The sequence below is a fragment of the Microbacterium sp. AK009 genome (assembly GCF_013410955.1).
Classification (GTDB): Bacteria; Actinomycetota; Actinomycetes; order Actinomycetales; family Microbacteriaceae; genus Microbacterium.
The window spans coordinates 320,294-336,629 of sequence record NZ_JACCCG010000005.1; the positions used below are offsets into that span (position 1 = coordinate 320,294).

Annotated in this window: 14 protein-coding genes; 4 read left to right on the top strand and 10 right to left on the bottom strand. The window is 71.9% G+C overall.

Annotation, left to right across the window (positions count from 1 at the left end; translation table 11 throughout):
* Positions 1–184: 184 nt before the first annotated feature.
* Genes HDC37_RS13050 through HDC37_RS13060 form a run of 3 tightly spaced genes read right to left on the bottom strand, consistent with a single transcriptional unit; the run spans position 185 to position 3,363 of the window.
* Positions 185–1,054, bottom strand: a complete 870-nt coding sequence (locus HDC37_RS13050; RefSeq protein ID WP_257021479.1) for a polyphosphate kinase 2 family protein — start codon at positions 1,052–1,054, stop codon at positions 185–187.
* 46 nt (positions 1,055–1,100) lie between these two features.
* Complete coding sequence (gene menD / locus HDC37_RS17275) at positions 1,101–2,897, bottom strand: 2-succinyl-5-enolpyruvyl-6-hydroxy-3-cyclohexene-1-carboxylic-acid synthase (RefSeq protein WP_308472215.1); 1,797 nt, start codon at positions 2,895–2,897, stop codon at positions 1,101–1,103.
* 1 nt (position 2,898) lies between these two features.
* A complete protein-coding gene (locus HDC37_RS13060) occupies positions 2,899–3,363 on the bottom strand; it encodes a PLD nuclease N-terminal domain-containing protein (RefSeq protein ID WP_179560810.1) in 465 nt (154 codons plus the stop codon).
* Between the two features lie 85 nt (positions 3,364–3,448).
* Here HDC37_RS13060 and HDC37_RS13065 point away from each other — a divergent pair, with 85 nt between their 5' ends.
* On the top strand, positions 3,449–3,799 hold the full coding sequence (locus tag HDC37_RS13065) for a DUF4229 domain-containing protein (protein WP_179560811.1): 351 nt from the start codon (positions 3,449–3,451) through the stop codon (positions 3,797–3,799).
* Here HDC37_RS13065 and HDC37_RS13070 read toward each other — a convergent pair.
* From HDC37_RS13070 to HDC37_RS13095, 6 genes are all read right to left on the bottom strand, one after another.
* Positions 3,763–4,737 (bottom strand): 1,4-dihydroxy-2-naphthoate polyprenyltransferase, encoded by a 975-nt coding sequence (locus HDC37_RS13070; protein ID WP_179560812.1) that lies wholly within the window; start codon positions 4,735–4,737, stop codon positions 3,763–3,765. The genes HDC37_RS13065 and HDC37_RS13070 overlap by 37 nt on opposite strands.
* 24 nt (positions 4,738–4,761) lie before the next feature.
* The gene (locus tag HDC37_RS13075) at positions 4,762–5,928 is read right to left on the bottom strand and encodes an AMP-binding protein (protein ID WP_179560813.1); all 1,167 of its coding nucleotides are present in this window, start codon (positions 5,926–5,928) and stop codon (positions 4,762–4,764) included.
* 11 nt (positions 5,929–5,939) lie between these two features.
* Positions 5,940–6,863 carry a 1,4-dihydroxy-2-naphthoyl-CoA synthase gene (locus HDC37_RS13080; RefSeq protein ID WP_179560814.1) on the bottom strand — a complete coding sequence of 308 codons (924 nt, stop codon included), beginning with the start codon at positions 6,861–6,863 and terminating at the stop codon, positions 5,940–5,942.
* On the bottom strand, positions 6,860–7,657 hold the full coding sequence (locus HDC37_RS13085) for an LLM class F420-dependent oxidoreductase (RefSeq protein WP_179560815.1): 798 nt from the start codon (positions 7,655–7,657) through the stop codon (positions 6,860–6,862). Before HDC37_RS13085 ends, HDC37_RS13080 begins: the two co-directional genes overlap by 4 nt.
* Before the next feature lie 105 nt (positions 7,658–7,762).
* Positions 7,763–8,737, bottom strand: coding sequence for a permease prefix domain 1-containing protein (locus HDC37_RS13090; protein WP_179560816.1), 975 nt, complete (start codon positions 8,735–8,737; stop codon positions 7,763–7,765).
* Positions 8,738–8,746: 9 nt separating this feature from the next.
* Complete coding sequence (locus tag HDC37_RS13095) at positions 8,747–9,088, bottom strand: PadR family transcriptional regulator (protein WP_179560817.1); 342 nt, start codon at positions 9,086–9,088, stop codon at positions 8,747–8,749.
* A 79-nt stretch (positions 9,089–9,167) separates the two neighbouring features.
* Between HDC37_RS13095 and HDC37_RS13100 the strand changes: the two genes are divergently transcribed.
* Positions 9,168–10,148: an o-succinylbenzoate synthase gene (locus HDC37_RS13100; protein ID WP_179560818.1), complete on the top strand. Its 981-nt coding sequence runs from the start codon at positions 9,168–9,170 to the stop codon at positions 10,146–10,148.
* Between the two features lie 18 nt (positions 10,149–10,166).
* Here the strand turns inward: HDC37_RS13100 and HDC37_RS13105 are convergent, their stop codons facing one another.
* Positions 10,167–10,799, bottom strand: a complete 633-nt coding sequence (locus tag HDC37_RS13105; protein WP_179560819.1) for a TetR/AcrR family transcriptional regulator — start codon at positions 10,797–10,799, stop codon at positions 10,167–10,169.
* Between the two features lie 121 nt (positions 10,800–10,920).
* Between HDC37_RS13105 and HDC37_RS13110 the strand changes: the two genes are divergently transcribed.
* The gene (locus HDC37_RS13110; protein WP_179560820.1) at positions 10,921–13,755 is read left to right on the top strand and encodes an efflux RND transporter permease subunit; all 2,835 of its coding nucleotides are present in this window, start codon (positions 10,921–10,923) and stop codon (positions 13,753–13,755) included.
* On the top strand, positions 13,752–16,022 hold the full coding sequence (locus tag HDC37_RS13115; RefSeq protein WP_179560821.1) for a YhgE/Pip family protein: 2,271 nt from the start codon (positions 13,752–13,754) through the stop codon (positions 16,020–16,022). The genes HDC37_RS13110 and HDC37_RS13115 overlap by 4 nt, the downstream gene beginning before the upstream one ends.
* Positions 16,023–16,336: the final 314 nt, after the last annotated feature.

Below are 16,336 nucleotides of genomic sequence, written 5' to 3' on the forward strand. Positions count from 1 at the left end.
GCGACATCCTGCAGGGCGATGTCGCAATAGGTGTCGCATCACCCCTCCCACGGCGCCGGTTCTGCGACATCCTCGACGCCCGTGTCGCAGAAGGTGTTCCCTCCCCCCTCCCTGGGCGCCGCTTCTGCGACATCCCCGGCCCCCGTGTCGCAGACGGTGCGGCATGGACGCCCGAGAGCCGCCGCTACGACGACATCGTGGCTGCCAGCCGCTCCTTCTCCCGTTCGACGTCGAACGTCGCCGCCGGCCACTGCGGGTCCACGGCCTCGAGCGCCTCCAGCAGGAGGCGCTGCACGGCCAGGCGGGCATACCACTTTCGGTTCGCCGGGACCACGTACCAGGGTGCGACTGCCGTGGAGGTCCGGTCGAACACCGTCTGGTAGGCGGCCATGTAGTCGGGCCAGAGCGCTCGTTCGTCGACGTCGCCGGGGTTGTACTTCCAGTGCTTGTCGGGCCGGTCGAGCCGCTCCATCAGGCGGTCGCCCTGCTCGGCGTACGAGATGTGCAGCATGACCTTGACGATGCGGGTGCCGCTCGCCACGACGCGGGCCTCGAAGTCATTGATCGCGTCGTACCGCCGCTCGATCTCTTCAGCGGGCGCGAGGGCGCGCACGCGCCCGATCAGCACATCCTCGTAGTGCGATCGATCGAACACCCCGATGAACCCCGGCTCGGGAAGACGCCGCTCGACACGCCAGAGGAAGTCGTGCGCGAGCTCCTCGGGGGTCGGCTTCTTGAACGCGGTGAGCATGACGCCCTGGGGATCGACCGAGCCGACGACGTGCCGGACGATTCCCCCCTTGCCGGCGGTGTCCATCGCCTGCAGCACGAGGAGCACCGCCTGGTCGGTCGCCTGGTTCCTGCTCGCGGCGTAGAGGCGCTCCTGCAGCTCATCGAGCCGGGAGTCGTCGGCGAGATCGTCGACACCGTCGGCTTTGGAGCCGCGGTAGGCGGGGGTGGCGTCGGGATCGACGGCGGCGAGGTCGAAACCCTTTTCGACGCGGAGAGCGGATGCGGGGTCGCCGATCCAGCCGGTGGCTTCTGCTGTCGTCATCCCGCCATGATGTCCCACCGCCGACGGCGCGGGAAGAGCAGGGCGGTCAGCGGCCGAGCGGCACCTCGATGAGGAGGCGCGCCGCGCTCCCGGCGGTGAGCGCCTGATCGAGCTCCGCCCGGGTCGCGGCCCGCCGGTACTCCCACCCGTAGGCGCTCGCGATCGCCTCGAGCCGGACCTCATGGGGGGTGTAGAGCACACGGTCCATCGCCTCGGGGCCGGCGACCGCGGCGACCTCGAGCCCGTCGAAGATCGTGCCGCCGCCGTCGTTTCCGACGATCACCTGCATGCGCGGAGCGGGTTCGCCCGGCGGGACGAGCAGCGCGCCGACGTCGTGGAGCATCGCGAGGTCGCCGAGGAGCACCCGCGTCACACCGGCGGCGGCGCCGCCGACGGCGTCCTGGCTTGCCACGGCGATCCCCGTCGCCGTCGCGATCGTGCCATCGATGCCGGCGAGACCTCGATTGGCGTGCACCCGCACCTTCTTGCCGCCGAGGACGGTGTCGGCGACCCGCACCAATCGCGACGAGCCGAACATCAGGCGGTCGTGGGGCCAGGTCGCACGCCACACCGCGTCGACGAGCGCAGCGCGGTCGACCGGCGCACGGAGCACGGCGAGCTCGGCAGCGATCGCGGGGAGCCGTTCGTCGGGCACGGCCGACGACAGGGCGTCGGGATCGGGTGCGGGAGGGCTGAGATCGATGGATGCCGCCTGCGAGGCGCGCATCCACGCGCCGAGCCATTCGCGGTCGGTCGCGCCGGGAGCCACCGAGACGGCGTCGACGTGCGCGGTCGAGCCGTTGAGGTTCAGTGCCTCGCCCGGGCCGCGGACGGCGAGCACCGTGACGTCGTCGCGGGAGAGGAGGGCGGCGACCTCGCGGCCCAGCGTCGGGTGTCCGAACACGACGGCGCGTTCGACGCGGCCGCCGAGCGCGGGGTCGGCGAGAAGCGCCCGATACCCGTGCACGAGCTGCCGGCCGAAGCGGGCGCCGCTGACGATCTCGGCGATGAGCGGCCACCCGCCCTCGTGCGCCAGCGCCTCCGCCCCCGCACCGGCGTCGGCCCCGGCGATGACGACGGTGCGCGGACCGCGTTCGAGGACGGCGTCGAGGTCGGTGTCGGTGACGCCGCCGTCGTTCGCCCCCTCTGAGCCGCCGATACCGCCGCCGCCCTGATAGAGCGCGCCGGAGGGCTCTGGCGGTGTGACGTCGGAGGGGTCCGCGTCGGCCGACGCGGCGAGCCACGGCGGCAGGGCACCGGCGAGGGGGTCGCGGTACGGCAGATTCAGGTGAACGGGCCCTGCAGGTCGCCCGGTCTGACCGCGCGCGGCGGCGAGTGCGTCGCCGGCGGTCTGACGGAGCATCGTCGTCTGGTCGCTCCTGCCGGTCCGGTCGATCTCGGTCGGGACGGGAAGGTCGGCCTCCCACCGCGTGAAACCGGTGTACAGACCCGGCTGGCGCGTGGCTTGATTCGCGCCGATTCCGCGCAGCTCCGGCGGGCGGTCAGCCGTGAGGAGGATCAGCGGCACCCCGGCGTGATGGGCCTCGAGGACCGCCGGAAGGTAGTTCGCCGTGGCGGTACCCGAGGTGCAGACGAGGGCGGCCGGCATCCCCGTCTCGCGTCCGATCCCCAGAGCCACGAACCCCGCGACCCGTTCGTCGATGCGCACATGCAATCGCACGTCGCCCCGCCGCTCCAGTTCGGCGGCGACCAGCGCCAGCGCCTGCGAGCGCGACCCGGGGCTGAGCACGAGGTGGCGGACACCGCCGGCCACGAGCGCCCCGATCAGCGCTGCAGCGGCATCGGTCGACGCAGCCTGCGCCCCGGGGGTGTCGCCGGTCACCTCAGCTCAGCGGTCCGCGGGTGCCGAGCGGGTCATCGTCATCGGCCGGACGGTCGCCGGCCCGGGCGGAGCGGTCGCTGCCACTCGGGGGCGGCTCGATGGTGCTGCCAGGCGCCGCGCCGCGCTCGCGGGGAAGGAAGCGGGGGTCGTCGGCCTCGGCATCCAACTGCGCCAGTTCCTCTTCGAGGCGGCGGATGCGCTCGTCCTGGTCACTGATCGAACCGATGCGCCCCAGGAACTCGGGGTCGTCGTCGGGGGCGCGCCGGGCAGCGATCGTCTTCTTGCGCAGGCGCCCCACCACGAACCACAGCACGCCGCCGAGGACGGGAAGGAGGATGACGATGAGGATCCAGATCGGCTTGCTCACGCCGCGATGGCGGTTCGGCGGCTGCAGGGCGCAGTCGACGATGCTGTAGACCCAGAAGGCCACCACCAGCGGCACCACGATGAACAGCGCCCTTACCATGCCTCCATCCTAGGCGCGCTGGGCTGGGCGGGGCCTGGGGGTCGCGGGCGGCGGGGCAGCAGGGAGCCCGACGTAAACTGGAGCCGTGAAAGCCCGCTCCGCCCTGGTCTATTCCGTGCTGCGGCTTCTGGCGTTCCTGGTGCCGTTCGGCATCCTGATGCTCTTCCCGATCTTCCAGCAGCTCTACTGGCTCGCAGCGATCTTCGCCGCCCTCATCGGGCTGAGCCTGTCGCTGCTGTTCCTGCGCCGCCCATTGAACGAGGTCACCTCATCCCTCGGCGCCGGCCGCCGCGAGCGCGCGGCGCGCGTGGACAGCGCAGCCGCCGACGCCGACGCCGATGCTGAGGATGCCGCCGCTGATGCGATCGCCGACGGCGACGGGCGTGGAGGCGCCGGCGATCAGCCGACGAACGCCCAGAACAAGAACACGCCGTAGGTCAGCGACGCCAGCGAGCTCAGCGCGAGGGCGACGACCAGTTCCCGGGGAAGCCGGTAGGTCCAGACGATGAGCACCGCAGGGAGCGCAGCGAGCAGACCGAACAGGGTCAACCACGCGATGGGGTAGAACAGCGCGATCCATCCGGAGACGACGAACGGCAAGAGGATCAGCACGGTGAAGAGCACCTGCGAGCCGCGGCGACCGATCAGCACCGACAGGGTGCGCTTGCCGGCCGCGCGGTCCTGCTCGATGTCGCGGAGGTTGTTGGCCAGCAGCACGGCGCAGGCGAACAGGCCTGCACCCACGGCACCGAACCAGGCCTCCTGCGGCAGGGCGAGCGCCTGCACCCAGGTCGTGCCCAGGGTCGCCACGAGCCCGAAGAACACGAAGACGACGATCTCGCCGAGACCGTAGTACCCGTACGGACGCTTCCCCCCGGTGTAGAACCAGGCCGCGACGATGCACACAGCGCCGACGAGCAGCAGCCACCACTGCTGCGTGCGGATGACCACAGCCAGACCCGCCACGGCGGCGAGGCCGAAGAACACCAGCGCCACGATGAGCACCGTCCGCGGCTTCGCTTTCCGGGCGCCGGTGAGGCGTGCGGGGCCGACGCGGAAGTCGTCGGTGCCCCGGATGCCGTCGCTGTAGTCGTTGGCGTAGTTGACCGCGATCTGAAGGCACACCGCCACCGCCAGGCAGCACAGCGCCACGACCCATCGGAGCGAGTCGAGCACGAGCATCGAGGCACCTGTGCCGATGAGCACCGGGGTGACCGCCAGCGGGAGGGTGCGCAGTCGCGCAGCGCCGATCCAATCCCGCGCGGTCGCCTTCTGCGGCGCACGGGTCGGGGCGACCGGCTGACGCTGCGGATTGCCGCCGGGACGGGGACGGGATGCCGGACGCTTGCGCCTGGTGCGGGAGGTTCGTGCCACGAGGTCACATCCTAGGGCGGCGCACTATCGGTGCCCCGCCACGAGGCGCCGGATCGCCTCGCGGTCGGGCTTCCCCGAGGGCAGGGCGGCCACCTCGTCGACGAGGATCAGGCGGGAGGGGCGGGCGTGGGCGCCGATCTCGGCGGCCACGGCCGCGCGCGCCTCGGCGAGCTGGGTGGCTTCGCTGCGGCGGAGCGCCTCGCCGCGCGCCGCGACGATCACCGACGCCTCGCCCCAGCGGTCATCCGGCACTCCGACCACGATGGCGGCGTGAAGCCCCGCCACCGATCGCACCACGCGCTCGACCCGGTCGAGGGAGACGTTGATGCCGCCCGAGACGATGACGTTGTCCAGGCGACCGCGCACCCGCAGCACACCGTCGTCGATGAGGCCGGCGTCGCCGGTGCGGTACCAGCGGGTGCCCTCGGGGCCGGTGACGAAAGCGGCCTCGGTGCGAACCGGGTCGCCGAGGTAGCCCTCCGCGAGGGTCGGCCCCGACAGTTGCACCTCCCCGTTCTCGATCCGCAGGCCCACGCCGTCGAGCGGGACGCCGTCGTAGACACAGCCGCCGCTCGTCTCGGTCGCACCGTACGTGCGGACGATTCGTGCGCCGGCTCCCTCGGCGCGCTCGAGCACCGCCGCCGGGAGTGCCTGGCCGCCAATGAGGATCGCCTCGAACGAGTCCAGCGCCGCACGGACCGTGGGGTCGTGCTCGGCGGCGTCGAGCAGCCGGATCAGCTGGGCGGGGACGAGGGAGGTGAAGGTCGGCACCCGGCGTCCGTTCTCACTGGAGACGAGCATGAGCGCCGCCGACGCGAACGCCTGCGGCTGGAACGGCCCCGACAGCAGCCCCGGCTGCCGATCGGCGACGAGCGAGCGGACGAGCACCTGGAGTCCCGCCACGTAGCTGGCGGGGAGGGCGAGGAGCCACGCCCCGTCGCCGATGCGTGCCGCGGTGGCGAGCGCACTGGCGGTGAGCGCCGAGCGGCTGAGGACGACGCGCTTGGGAACCCCGGTCGACCCGGACGTCGTCACCACCACCGCCGTTCCGGCAGGGACCTCCTCGCCCTCCCCTGCCGCATCCGGATCGGTCATGCCGAGGCCGAGCGCCGGCCCCGCGCCCAGGACCGCGGCGCGCAGCGCCGGCAGGATGTCGCGAGGGTCGTCACCGTCGACGGGGTGGAGCTTCACTGCCGGGTCCGTCAGTAGTGCCAGGGGTAGGGCGACCAGTCGGGGTCGCGCTTCTGGAGGAACGCGTCGCGGCCCTCGACCGCCTCATCGGTGCCGTAGGCCAGACGCGTCGCCTCACCGGCGAACAGCTGCTGGCCGGCGATGCCGTCGTCGACGGCGTTGAACGCGAACTTCAGCATCCGGATCGCTGTCGGCGATTTCGTGAGGATGACGCGGGCCATCGCCAGCGCCTCGCGCTCGAGATCGGCGTGGTCGACCACGCGGTTCACGGCGCCCATCTCGTAGGCGCGCTCGGCGGAGTACTCCTCGGCGAGGAAGAACACCTCGCGCGCGAACTTCTGGCCGATCTGCCGGGCGAAGAACGCCGAGCCGTATCCGGCGTCGAACGATCCCACGTCGGCGTCGGTCTGCTTGAAGCGGCCGTGCTCGCGGCTGGCGATGGTGAGGTCGCACACCACGTGCAGCGAGTGCCCGCCGCCCGCGGCCCACCCGGGCACCACCGCGATGACCACCTTGGGCATGAAGCGGATCAGACGCTGCACCTCCAGGATGTGCAGGCGTCCGAGCGCGGCGCGCATCTCGCCGGACGCCTCGCCCGCGTCATCCGACCCGTCGTACTGGTACCCGGTCCGTCCCCGGATGCGCTGATCGCCGCCCGAGCAGAACGCCCAGCCGCCGTCCTTCGGGCTCGGGCCGTTGCCGGTGAGCAGGACGACCCCGATGCGCGGGTCCTGCCGGGCGATGTCGAGGGCGTCGTACAACTCGTCGACCGTGCGGGGGCGGAAGGCGTTGCGCACCTCGGGTCGGTCGAACGCGATGCGCGCGACCCGCCCGTCGGTGGAGACGTGGGCGGTGATGTCGGTGTACCGCTCCGCGCCCGGAGCTTCGACCCACTCGGCCACGTCGAAGAGGTCGGAGACCGCTTCGGGACTCACACCGCGCTCCCCGTGCCGTTCTTGGCGTCGCGCCAGCGCAGCCACCCGGTGATCACGTCGTAGTCCGCCTCGGAGGGCGCCCACCCGAGGGTGAACAGTCGCACCCCCGCGTCGAAGAGGGCGTCGGCGTCGGACTGGTCTCGGCGCTGCAGCTCGTTCGAGACGACGAGGCCCGAGACATCCGTGCCCTCCTTCTCAGCCCAGTTCTCGATGACGCCGAGCTTGTGCCCGAGCTCGTCGGGGGTGACGAAGCTGTGCCAGATGTGGGCGTGACGGGCGACCAGGCGCAGGGTTTTCTGCTCGCCCTTCCCGCCGATCATGATCGGGATGTCGCGGGTGGGTGCCGGGTTGAGCGCGCCCCACCGTGCGACCACGCGCTGGAGCCCCTCGGCGAGGTCGTTCAGGCGCGACCCGGCGGTGCCGAATTCGTAGCCGTATTCGGTGTAGTCCCGCTCGAACCAGCCCGAGCCCGTGCCGAAGATGAACCGGCCGCCGCTGATGTGGTCGAGCGTTCGGGCCATGTCGGCCTGCAGGTCGGCGTTGCGGTAGCTGTTGCAGTTCACCAGCGATCCGAACTCGACGCGCTCGGTCTGCTCGGCCCAGGCGCCGAGCATGGTCCACGACTCGAAGTGCAGGCCGTCGGGGTCGCCGGAGAGGGGGAAGAAGTGGTCCCAGTTGAACAGGATGTCCACGCCCATCTCCTCCAGGCGGAGCACCGCGTCGCGGATCTGCGCGTAGGTGGCGTGCTGGGGCTGGATCTGCACGCCGAGGCGCACGGGGGTGTCGAGAAGCATGCCGCCAGCCTAGAACCCGGGGCGTGAGGCCGGATCGCGAAGCGGTGTCGGGGTTTCGCAGGCTGCGAGGTCGAGCAGCCTGCGAAACCCCGACATCGGGTCCGGTCAGCGACCGAGCATCGCTCCGCCGCGTCCCGCGCGCGCCTTGAGGAACGCATCGACGGTGTCCCACGCCGCGATCGCGACGATTCCGAACCCGGTGATCACCGCGAGGATGCCGGCGACCTCGTCGCCGTCCGTACCGATGACCGTCGGGAAGAAGTCGGGGTTCAGCAGGCTCCCCTGGGTGAGCAGCCAGACCGCGACACCGGCGAAGGCGGCGTTCATCACGAGGTTGACCACGGCGAGCGCCAGGGTCCAGCGGCCGACGAGGTAGACGACGATCGTCAGCGCGGCATCGAACACCGCGAAGGCCACCAGGGCGACGAATCCGATCGGCCAGAGGCCGGGGTCGAAGAACGACAGGCCGCGCTCTGTCGGCACGAATCCGATCGACAGGTCCCAGAGGACCAGTCCCACCCCGAGCGTGAGGAAGACCAGCTGGCCGACCATGTCGCCGAAGCCCGCGCCGCGCGGCCGGGGCTCGGGCAGGCGGTCAAGAGACCATTCCCCGAATCCCATGTCGGTGCGGCGCGCGACCGTGCGTTCCACGATCGCGAAGACGAGGACGCTCCAGAACCCCAGGTTGACGGTCACCTGCAGGAGGACCACGGCCACGGTGCCGACCGTGTCGCCGAACGTGGCACCCGAGAGGGTCTTGCCGAGCGCCACGCCGAAGGCCGCGCACGGCAGCACGATCGCCAGAAGGAGCTTCACAAGGCGCCACCAGTCGAGGAAGTAGCGCGGGCCGATCAGCTGCAGCGGCCGATCGGTGTACTGAGCGGCGAGCACCTCGGGGTCGCCGAGCGCGGTCAGCACCGCTCGCTCCGCCGAAGCGGGGTCTTCGCCGCCGGCGGTACGGGCGTCGATCTGATCGTCGATGGACCCGCGGAGTTCGGCGGCGAGGTCGGGGCGCTGTGCCTCGGGTACCGTGCGCATCGCGGCGTCGATGTAGCGGTCGGTCAGGGTGGTGGTGGTCATGGCGTGTCCTCAGGAGGCGGATGAAGCGGGAAGGTCGGAGATCGCGCGGGCGAGCGCGTCGAAGTCGGCGCTGAGGGCGGCGGCGAGCCGCGCTCCCTCGGCGCTGGTGCGGTAGAACTTGCGCGGTCGCGCCTCGTCGGTGTTCCACTCGCTGGCCAGGTGTCCCTGCTTCTCGAGGCGGCGAAGCAGGGGGTAGAGGGTGTTGGCGTCGACGTCGAAGCCGCGCGTCTGCAGCTCCTCGAGCAGGCCGTAGCCGTACCCCGGTTCCTGCAGCAGCCGCAGGCACGCCAGGACGACGGTCCCCCGGCGGAGCTCCTGCAGGTGGGTGTCGAGGGCTTCGGTCTCGCTCATGGCTCACACTGTACTGTGCGTCACACACTATCGTCAATGGCACGATGATGGATGCTGCGTGAGCGGCCACAATGGCGGGATGACCCTCCCGCCGCTCGCCGAGGTCCTCGACCGCCTGCAGGTCGTATCCCTGCCGCTGGTCACCCGCTTCCGCGCGATCGACACCCGCGAGCTCGCCCTGATCGAGGGCCCGGAGGGGTGGACGGAGTTCTCCCCGTTCCTCGAGTACGACGACCGCGAGTCGGCCGCGTGGCTGGCCGCGGCGCTGGAGTTCGGGTGGGCGCCCTCCCCCGCGCCGGTCCGCGACCGCATTCCGGTGAACGCCACCGTGCCCGCCGTTCCCGCGGCATCCGTCCCCGAGGTTCTCGCGCGCTTCCCCGGCTGTCGCACCGCCAAGGTGAAGGTCGCCGACCCCGGCCAGCGCCTTGCCGACGACATCGCCCGCGTGGCCGCGGTGCGCGCAGCGATGGGGCCCGAGGGGCGGATTCGCATCGACGCCAATGGCGCCTGGAACATCGACGAGGCCGAGCACGCCGTCCGCGCGATGGAGCACGACGACCTCGAGTACGTCGAGCAGCCCTGCGCGAGCGTCGAGGAGCTCGCCGAGCTGCGCCGTCGCATCGCCCGCCTCGGCATTCCCATCGCCGCCGACGAGAGCGTGCGCAAGGCCGAGGACCCTCTTGCCGTCGCGCGCGCCGGCGCGGCCGACCTGCTGGTGATCAAGGCCCAGCCGCTGGGCGGGGTGTCGCGGGCGCTGCAGATCGTCGCCGACGCGGGCCTCCCCGTCGTCGTCTCCAGCGCCCTGGACTCCGCCGTCGGCCTGTCGATGGGGGTCGCGCTGGCCGCTGCCCTCCCCGAGCTCCCCTACGACTGCGGCCTCGGCACCGGAGCGCTGTTCACCACCGACGTCGCCGACTACGCCCTCACGGACGGATCGCTCGCCGTCACCCGCCCGATCCCCGACCCTGAGATCCTGGAGCGTCTGACCGTCAGCGCGGAGCGCCGGCAGTGGTGGGTGGAGCGGATCAGCCGCTGCCACGACCTGCTGGCCGGCAGCTGAGCCCGGAGGCCCGGGGGGTCAGTCCTCGACCAGCACGAGGTGGGCGATCTGGGCCACCTCGGCGCGGCAGCGCCGCTCGCGCTCATCCTCGTCGAGCCCGGCCATGACCGCGCTGATCAGCGTCGCCTCCCAGTTGGAGACGAACAGCCGCGCAGCGGCGGCGGCCGGCACCCGGAAGCGCACACCGGTCGATCGGCCGATGTCGTCGATGATCCGCGCGACGCTGGCGTGCATCTCCTCCTGCTGACGCAGGTAGGCCGCCGCGAAGTCGGCGTTGCGGAGCGCGTGCATGCGGATCTCGCTCATCAGCAGCACGCCGAGCCGGTCCTCGGCGGGGCCGTCGAGCACCCGCTGGACGACCGCCTGGATGGCGTCGGTGCTGACCTCGAGCCGGCCGTCCTCCTGCAGATCCGCGACCCGCGTGGCGACCGCGTCGACCCGCTCCCGCCACACGCGCGCGGCGAGCTCGAGGAAGAGCTCCTCTTTGCTGTCGAAGTTGGAGTAGAACGCCCCGCGGGTGAAGCCGGCGCGCTCGCAGACCGCCTCGACCGAGGCGGCGTCGAGACCCGATTCGGCGAAGACCTCGGCGGCGGCCTCGATCAGGCGCTGACGCGTGGCATCGCGACGGCGCGCGGGGGTGGTGCTCGTCATCGGTCCTCCTTCGACTTTCACGGGAACTCCCCAGACTGGCGGTCGGGGCGCGCTTTACGATACACCTGTGTATTGGATACAGCGCTGTATCGATATCTGATCCCTGTTGCCTGGAGGCGCCGTGTCCACACTGCTGTACGCACTCGGCCGTTGGTCGTTCCGTCGCCCCTGGAAGGTGCTCGTCACCTGGCTGCTGCTCCTGGTTCTCGCCGGCGGCGGGGCGGCCCTGTTCTCGCAGGGCACCGACAATTCCTTCTCCATCCCCGGCACCGAGGCTCAGGAGGGGCTCGAGGAGCTGAATCGCACGTTCCCGCAGGTGAGCGGCACGAGCGCCCAGCTGGTCGTCGTCGCCGCTGACGGCGACCAGATCGACGACGAGGCCTACCGCGCCGCCATTGACGACGCGGTGGCGGAGTTCGCCGACCTCGACGACGTCATCGCCGTCACCGACCCGTACGACGAGACCGTCAGCGGCCTCATCTCCGACGACGGCACGGCCGCGATCATCCGGATGCAGTTCGAGGGCCAGGCGACGGAGATCTCCGCCGACACGGTCTCGTCTGCCGAAGCGATCGCGGATGACCTCGCCGAGGCCCTGCCCGCGGGCGCGCAGTCGGCCCTGGGCGGGGACCTGTTCTCCACAGCGGTGCCGACCCTGACGATCATCGAGGCGATCGGCGTGCTCATCGCGCTGTTCGTGCTCATGGTCACGTTCCGCTCGTTCGCGGTGGCGTGGTACCCGCTCATCAGCGCGATCATCGGCGTCGGCCTGGCTGTGGCCCTGATCTTCGTCGCCACGGTCTTCAGCACGATCTCCTCCACCACGCCCCTCCTGGCGGTGATGCTGGGGCTCGCGGTCGGCATCGACTACTCGCTCTTCATCGTCGCGCGTCACCAGGACCAGGTGCGCGCCGGGATGGAACCCGAGGAGTCGGCCGCGCGGGCCACCGGGACCGCGGGCTCCGCGGTCGTCTTCGCCGGGGTGACGGTGCTGATCGCCCTGATCGGCCTGTCCTTCGCCGGCATCCCGTTCCTGACCACCATGGGGATCGCCGCCGCCGTCGCCGTCGCGATCGCCGTGGTCGTCGCCCTCACCCTCACCCCCGCGCTCCTCGGCTTCGCCAAGGGACGGGTCGTCGGCTGGAAGCGGCGGCGGGCACCCAAGCCGCTGCAGGCCGACGGCACGAAGCAGCCGAACCGCTGGGTGATGCTCGTCACCCGCCGGCCCCTCCTCACCACGATCGCCGTGGTCGCGGCGCTCGGTGCGGCCGCGATCCCCGCGGCGAGCCTCACCCTGGCCCTGCCCAACGCCGGCATGCAGAGCGAGGAGAGCGAGGCCCGACAGTCGTACGACCTCGTCACCGAGAACTTCGGCCCGGGCGCCAACGGCCCGCTCATCATGACCGGCACCATCGTCACCTCGAGCGACCCGCTCGGCCTCATGGACGACCTCGCCGCCGAGATCGAGCAGGTGCCGGGCGTGAAGGAGGTGGCCCTGGCCACTCCCAACGAGACCGCCGACACCGGCATCATCCAGATCGTCCCCGAGACCGGCCCGGATGACCCGGCCACCGCCGACCTCGTGCGCGAGCTGCGCGCACAGCACGACCGGCTCCTCGACGAGTACGGCGTGGACCTGAAGGTCACCGGGTTCACCGCGGTCGCCATCGATATCTCCGACCGGCTCGGTCAGGCGCTGCTGCCCTTCGGCATCTTCGTCGTCGGCCTGTCGCTGATCCTCCTGATGATCGTCTTCCGCTCGATCTGGGTGCCGCTGAAGGCCGCCGCCGGGTACCTCCTGTCGGTCGCCGCCGCCTTCGGAGCGGTCGCCGCCGTCTTCGAATGGGGGTGGTTCGCCGACCTCCTGCACGTCTCGCGCACCGGCCCGGTCATCAGCTTCATGCCCATCATCCTCATGGGCGTGCTGTTCGGCCTGGCCATGGACTACGAGGTGTTCCTCGTCTCCCGCATGCGCGAGGACTTCGTCCACGCGCGTCGGCGCCTCGGCCGCAACCCCTCGCGCGACGAGCTCCGGGCCATCGCGGTCGGCGCCGTGCGCTCGGGGTTCACCGCGTCGGCACGGGTCGTCACCGCGGCGGCGGTGATCATGTTGGCCGTGTTCGCCGCCTTCGTTCCCGAGGGTGACACCTCGATCAAACCGATCGCGCTCGGGCTGGCCGTCGGCATCGCCGTCGACGCCTTCCTCGTGCGCATGACGCTCGTGCCGGCGGTCATGACGCTTCTCGGAGACAAAGCGTGGTGGTTCCCGAAGGCGCTCGATCGGATGCTGCCGCACTTCGACATCGAAGGCGAGGCCGTCGAGCGCGAGATCGCGCTCGAGGACTGGCCCGAACCCGACACCACCGCGGCGATCGTGGCCGAGGGCGTCGCCGTGGGCGACAGCGCCGATGACGACGCCGACGTCGTCTACACCGGGGCGTCGTTCCGAGTGGAGCCGGGGGCGACCCTCGTTGTCACCTCCGACGACGCGCGCGCCGCGCGCGGGTTGCTGCTCACCATCGCCGGGCGCCTCGCCCCTACCGACGGGCGCATCAAGGTCGAGGGGCACCTCCTCCCCGAGCGCGCCGCCTGGGTGCGACCGCGGGTGGGCGTCGCCCTGCTGCACAACAACGACGAGCCCGCCGACGAGCTGCGCGAGGCTTTCGCCGGCGGAAGCCGGATCGTGGTCATAGACGCGCTGGACTCGCTGGAGTCGCAGTCGCTCGCCGCCCGCGACCAGGCCCTGGCCGTGCTGCGGCAGAGCGGTGAGACGACCCTCGTCGTCTCGGCCAGCGACGCCGCTTTCGCCGAGCGCGCCCTCGCCGACGCCGGCCGCACCGAGATCACGGTTCTGCATGTGGCGGGTCCGCCCGCGGCATCCGTCTCGTCCCGTTCCTCCCGATCCGCCCGCTCCGACGACGTAGCGCCCTCCCCCTTCGATGAGGTGTTCTCATGACTCTTCCCCTCGAACGCGCGCGCAGCCCGAAGCCGGTCACGTGGCTGACGATCCTCGGGGTGCTGCTGCTGCCGGTGATCGTCGGCGGCATCCTCGTCGCGGCGCTCTACAACCCCACCGAGCGACTCGACCAGCTGAACGCCGCGATCGTGAACGACGACGAACCCGTCGAGATCGACGGGCAGACCGTGCCCCTCGGGCGGCAGCTGAGCGCGGGCCTGGTCGAAGGGTCGGATGACCAGGAGAGCAACCTCACCTGGACGATCTCGAACGAGGATGACGCGGCCGCAGGCCTCGCGGACGGGACCTACGCCGCCGTCGTGACGATTCCGGCGAACTTCTCCGCCGCGGCGACCTCGACCCAGCCGGGTGAGACGCCCGAGCAGGCGACGATCGAGGTGACGACCCCGCCCGACAGCCGCGTGGTCGACGACGCGATCACCGCGCAGGTGACGTCGACTGCCGCGTCACTCGTGGGGCAGCAGCTGTCGGAGACCTTCCTCGAGAACGTGTTCCTCGGATTCACCACGCTCGGCGAGCAGCTCGGCGAGGCAGCCTCGGGGGCCGATGACCTGGCCGACGGGGCGGGGCAGCTCGCCGACGGGGCGGCGCAGGCCGCCGACGGTGCCGCGGAGCTCGCCGACGGCGCCGGTCAGCTGGCCGGCGGTGCGGCGCAGGCCGCGGATGGCGCAGCCGCGCTCCCCGGCGGGATCAGTCAGCTGGGCTCGGGAGCGGGGCAGCTCGCCGGTGGCGCGAGCGGGCTCTCGCAGGGGGCTTTGGAGCTTCAGAGCGGCTTGACGCAGATCGCCGGCGGGATCCGCGGGGCCGCCGACGGCGCCGGTCAGCTGTCCGCGGGGGTCCGCGCGGGCGCCGATGAGCTGGAACGTACCGGCCTGGTCCCTGACCAGATCTCCGGCTTCGCCCAGTCCGCCGCAGACGGCTCCGCGCTTACCGCGGAGCAGATCGGTGGCGTCGCCCAGAGTCTGGGAGCCATCGCCCCCGCTGCGGGCGGACTCGCAGAGTCGCTCGGCCAGCTGGCCGCGACCTGCGCCACGTCCGTCGATTCACCCGAATTCTGCGCTCAGGTCGCCGCGGCCGCCGGTACCGCGGGCACGACGGCGGCGGACATCGGCGCCGCGGCGCAGTCCGCCGGCGGAGCGGCCCAGACCGCTGTCGACGCGGCAACCGCGGCAGGCGCGACGAATGGGGCGCTGCAGCAGTTCGACACGGAGGGCGCGACGGAGTTCGCGAGCCGGTTCCGCACCATCGCCCACAGCGTCGATCAGCTCGCCGGAGGCCTGGGACAGCTGGCGGGGGCAACCGATCAGTCCGCGGCGGGCGCAGGTCAGCTGGCCGGCGGAGCCGGCCAGCTCGGCAGCGGGGCATCGGCGCTGGCAAGCGGCGCTCAGCAGGCGGCGGAGGGTGCGCAATCTCTGGCGACCGGCGTGCGGGGTCTCAGTGACGGTGCTGCCGGTGTGTCCGAGGGCACAGCGGGGCTCGCCGATGGCGTGCAGAGTCTGAGCGAGGGCGCCGCGGGCGTCTCCGACGGCACGACGAGCCTCGCGGACGGTCTCGCGACCGCGACGGACGAGATCCCGTCCTACAGCGAGGCTGAGGCCACCGACCTCGCCACCGTGGTGGCCGATCCCGTCGCCGCGCAGGGGGTCGGCGACAACCTCTTCGGCGCCTCGGCGATCCCGCTGCTGTCGACCCTCGCCCTGTGGTTCGGCGGGCTCGGCACGTTCGTGGCGCTGCAGGCGGTGTCGCGCCGGGCGCTGACGTCGCGGGCACCGTCGGTCGTGCTGGCGCTCCGCGGATTCCTCCCGGCCGCCGTCATTGGCGCGGTGCAGGGCGTGCTCATCGCCGGGATCGTGCAGCTGGCCGCGACGTATTCGTGGGGCGAGTGGACGGTGTACGCCGCGGTGTGCGTCGTCGCCGGCGTCGCCTTCGCCGCGGTGAATCAGGCACTCGTCGCGGTGTTCGGCGGCATCGGCCGCTGGATCTCGGCGCTCGTGGGCGTGCTCGTCGTCGCGACGGGCGTGGTCTCGACGGTGCCGGGCGCGCTGACCTCGGTCGCGTCGCTCCTACCGACCGCCCCGGCGTACCAGGGGATGCTCGCCGCCCTCACCTCGGCCGACGGCCTCGGTGCGGGTCTCGCCGGCCTCGCCGTCTGGACCGTCCTGGCGCTCATCGCCTCGGTGCTCGCGGTGTCCCGTCGGCGCACGGTTTCGGCGCGGTCGCTGAGGGCATCGCCCGCGCCGGCCTGACCCGGCGCGTGGCGTTGACCGCCGCGCCCCTCGCCGACCCGTTGAAGAACGTGGCCCCAAGTCATCCGGAGCCGCATTCTCCGACGGCTCGCGCGCTTCGCGGCAGGCGGTCGCCCGCTCCCCCGGCCGCCTCACGCTCGCGCGCCCCGCTCCCCCGTCAAGAAACGCCCCTCCGCGGCCTCAGCAGGGGCGGATGTTGTCGGGGGAGCCTCGTACGGTCACGCGTGCGGGCCACCGGCGCGGCCTGTGCGGCCCGCCGCCTGTCCGCACAGCCCTCCTCCGTCGCACGCGCTGGGTGTCTCAGCACACGCGAT

Coding starts and splice junctions, on each gene's coding strand:
- HDC37_RS13060 (WP_179560810.1), bottom strand. CDS start 3,363: ATGGTAAGGGCGCTGTTCATCGTGGTGCCGCTGGTGGTGGCCTTCTGG.
- HDC37_RS13050 (WP_257021479.1), bottom strand. CDS start 1,054: ATGACGACAGCAGAAGCCACCGGCTGGATCGGCGACCCCGCATCCGCT.
- HDC37_RS13090 (WP_179560816.1), bottom strand. CDS start 8,737: ATGACCACCACCACCCTGACCGACCGCTACATCGACGCCGCGATGCGC.
- HDC37_RS13115 (WP_179560821.1), top strand. CDS start 13,752: ATGACTCTTCCCCTCGAACGCGCGCGCAGCCCGAAGCCGGTCACGTGG.
- HDC37_RS13100 (WP_179560818.1), top strand. CDS start 9,168: ATGACCCTCCCGCCGCTCGCCGAGGTCCTCGACCGCCTGCAGGTCGTA.
- HDC37_RS13095 (WP_179560817.1), bottom strand. CDS start 9,088: ATGAGCGAGACCGAAGCCCTCGACACCCACCTGCAGGAGCTCCGCCGG.
- HDC37_RS13105 (WP_179560819.1), bottom strand. CDS start 10,799: ATGACGAGCACCACCCCCGCGCGCCGTCGCGATGCCACGCGTCAGCGC.
- HDC37_RS13085 (WP_179560815.1), bottom strand. CDS start 7,657: ATGCTTCTCGACACCCCCGTGCGCCTCGGCGTGCAGATCCAGCCCCAG.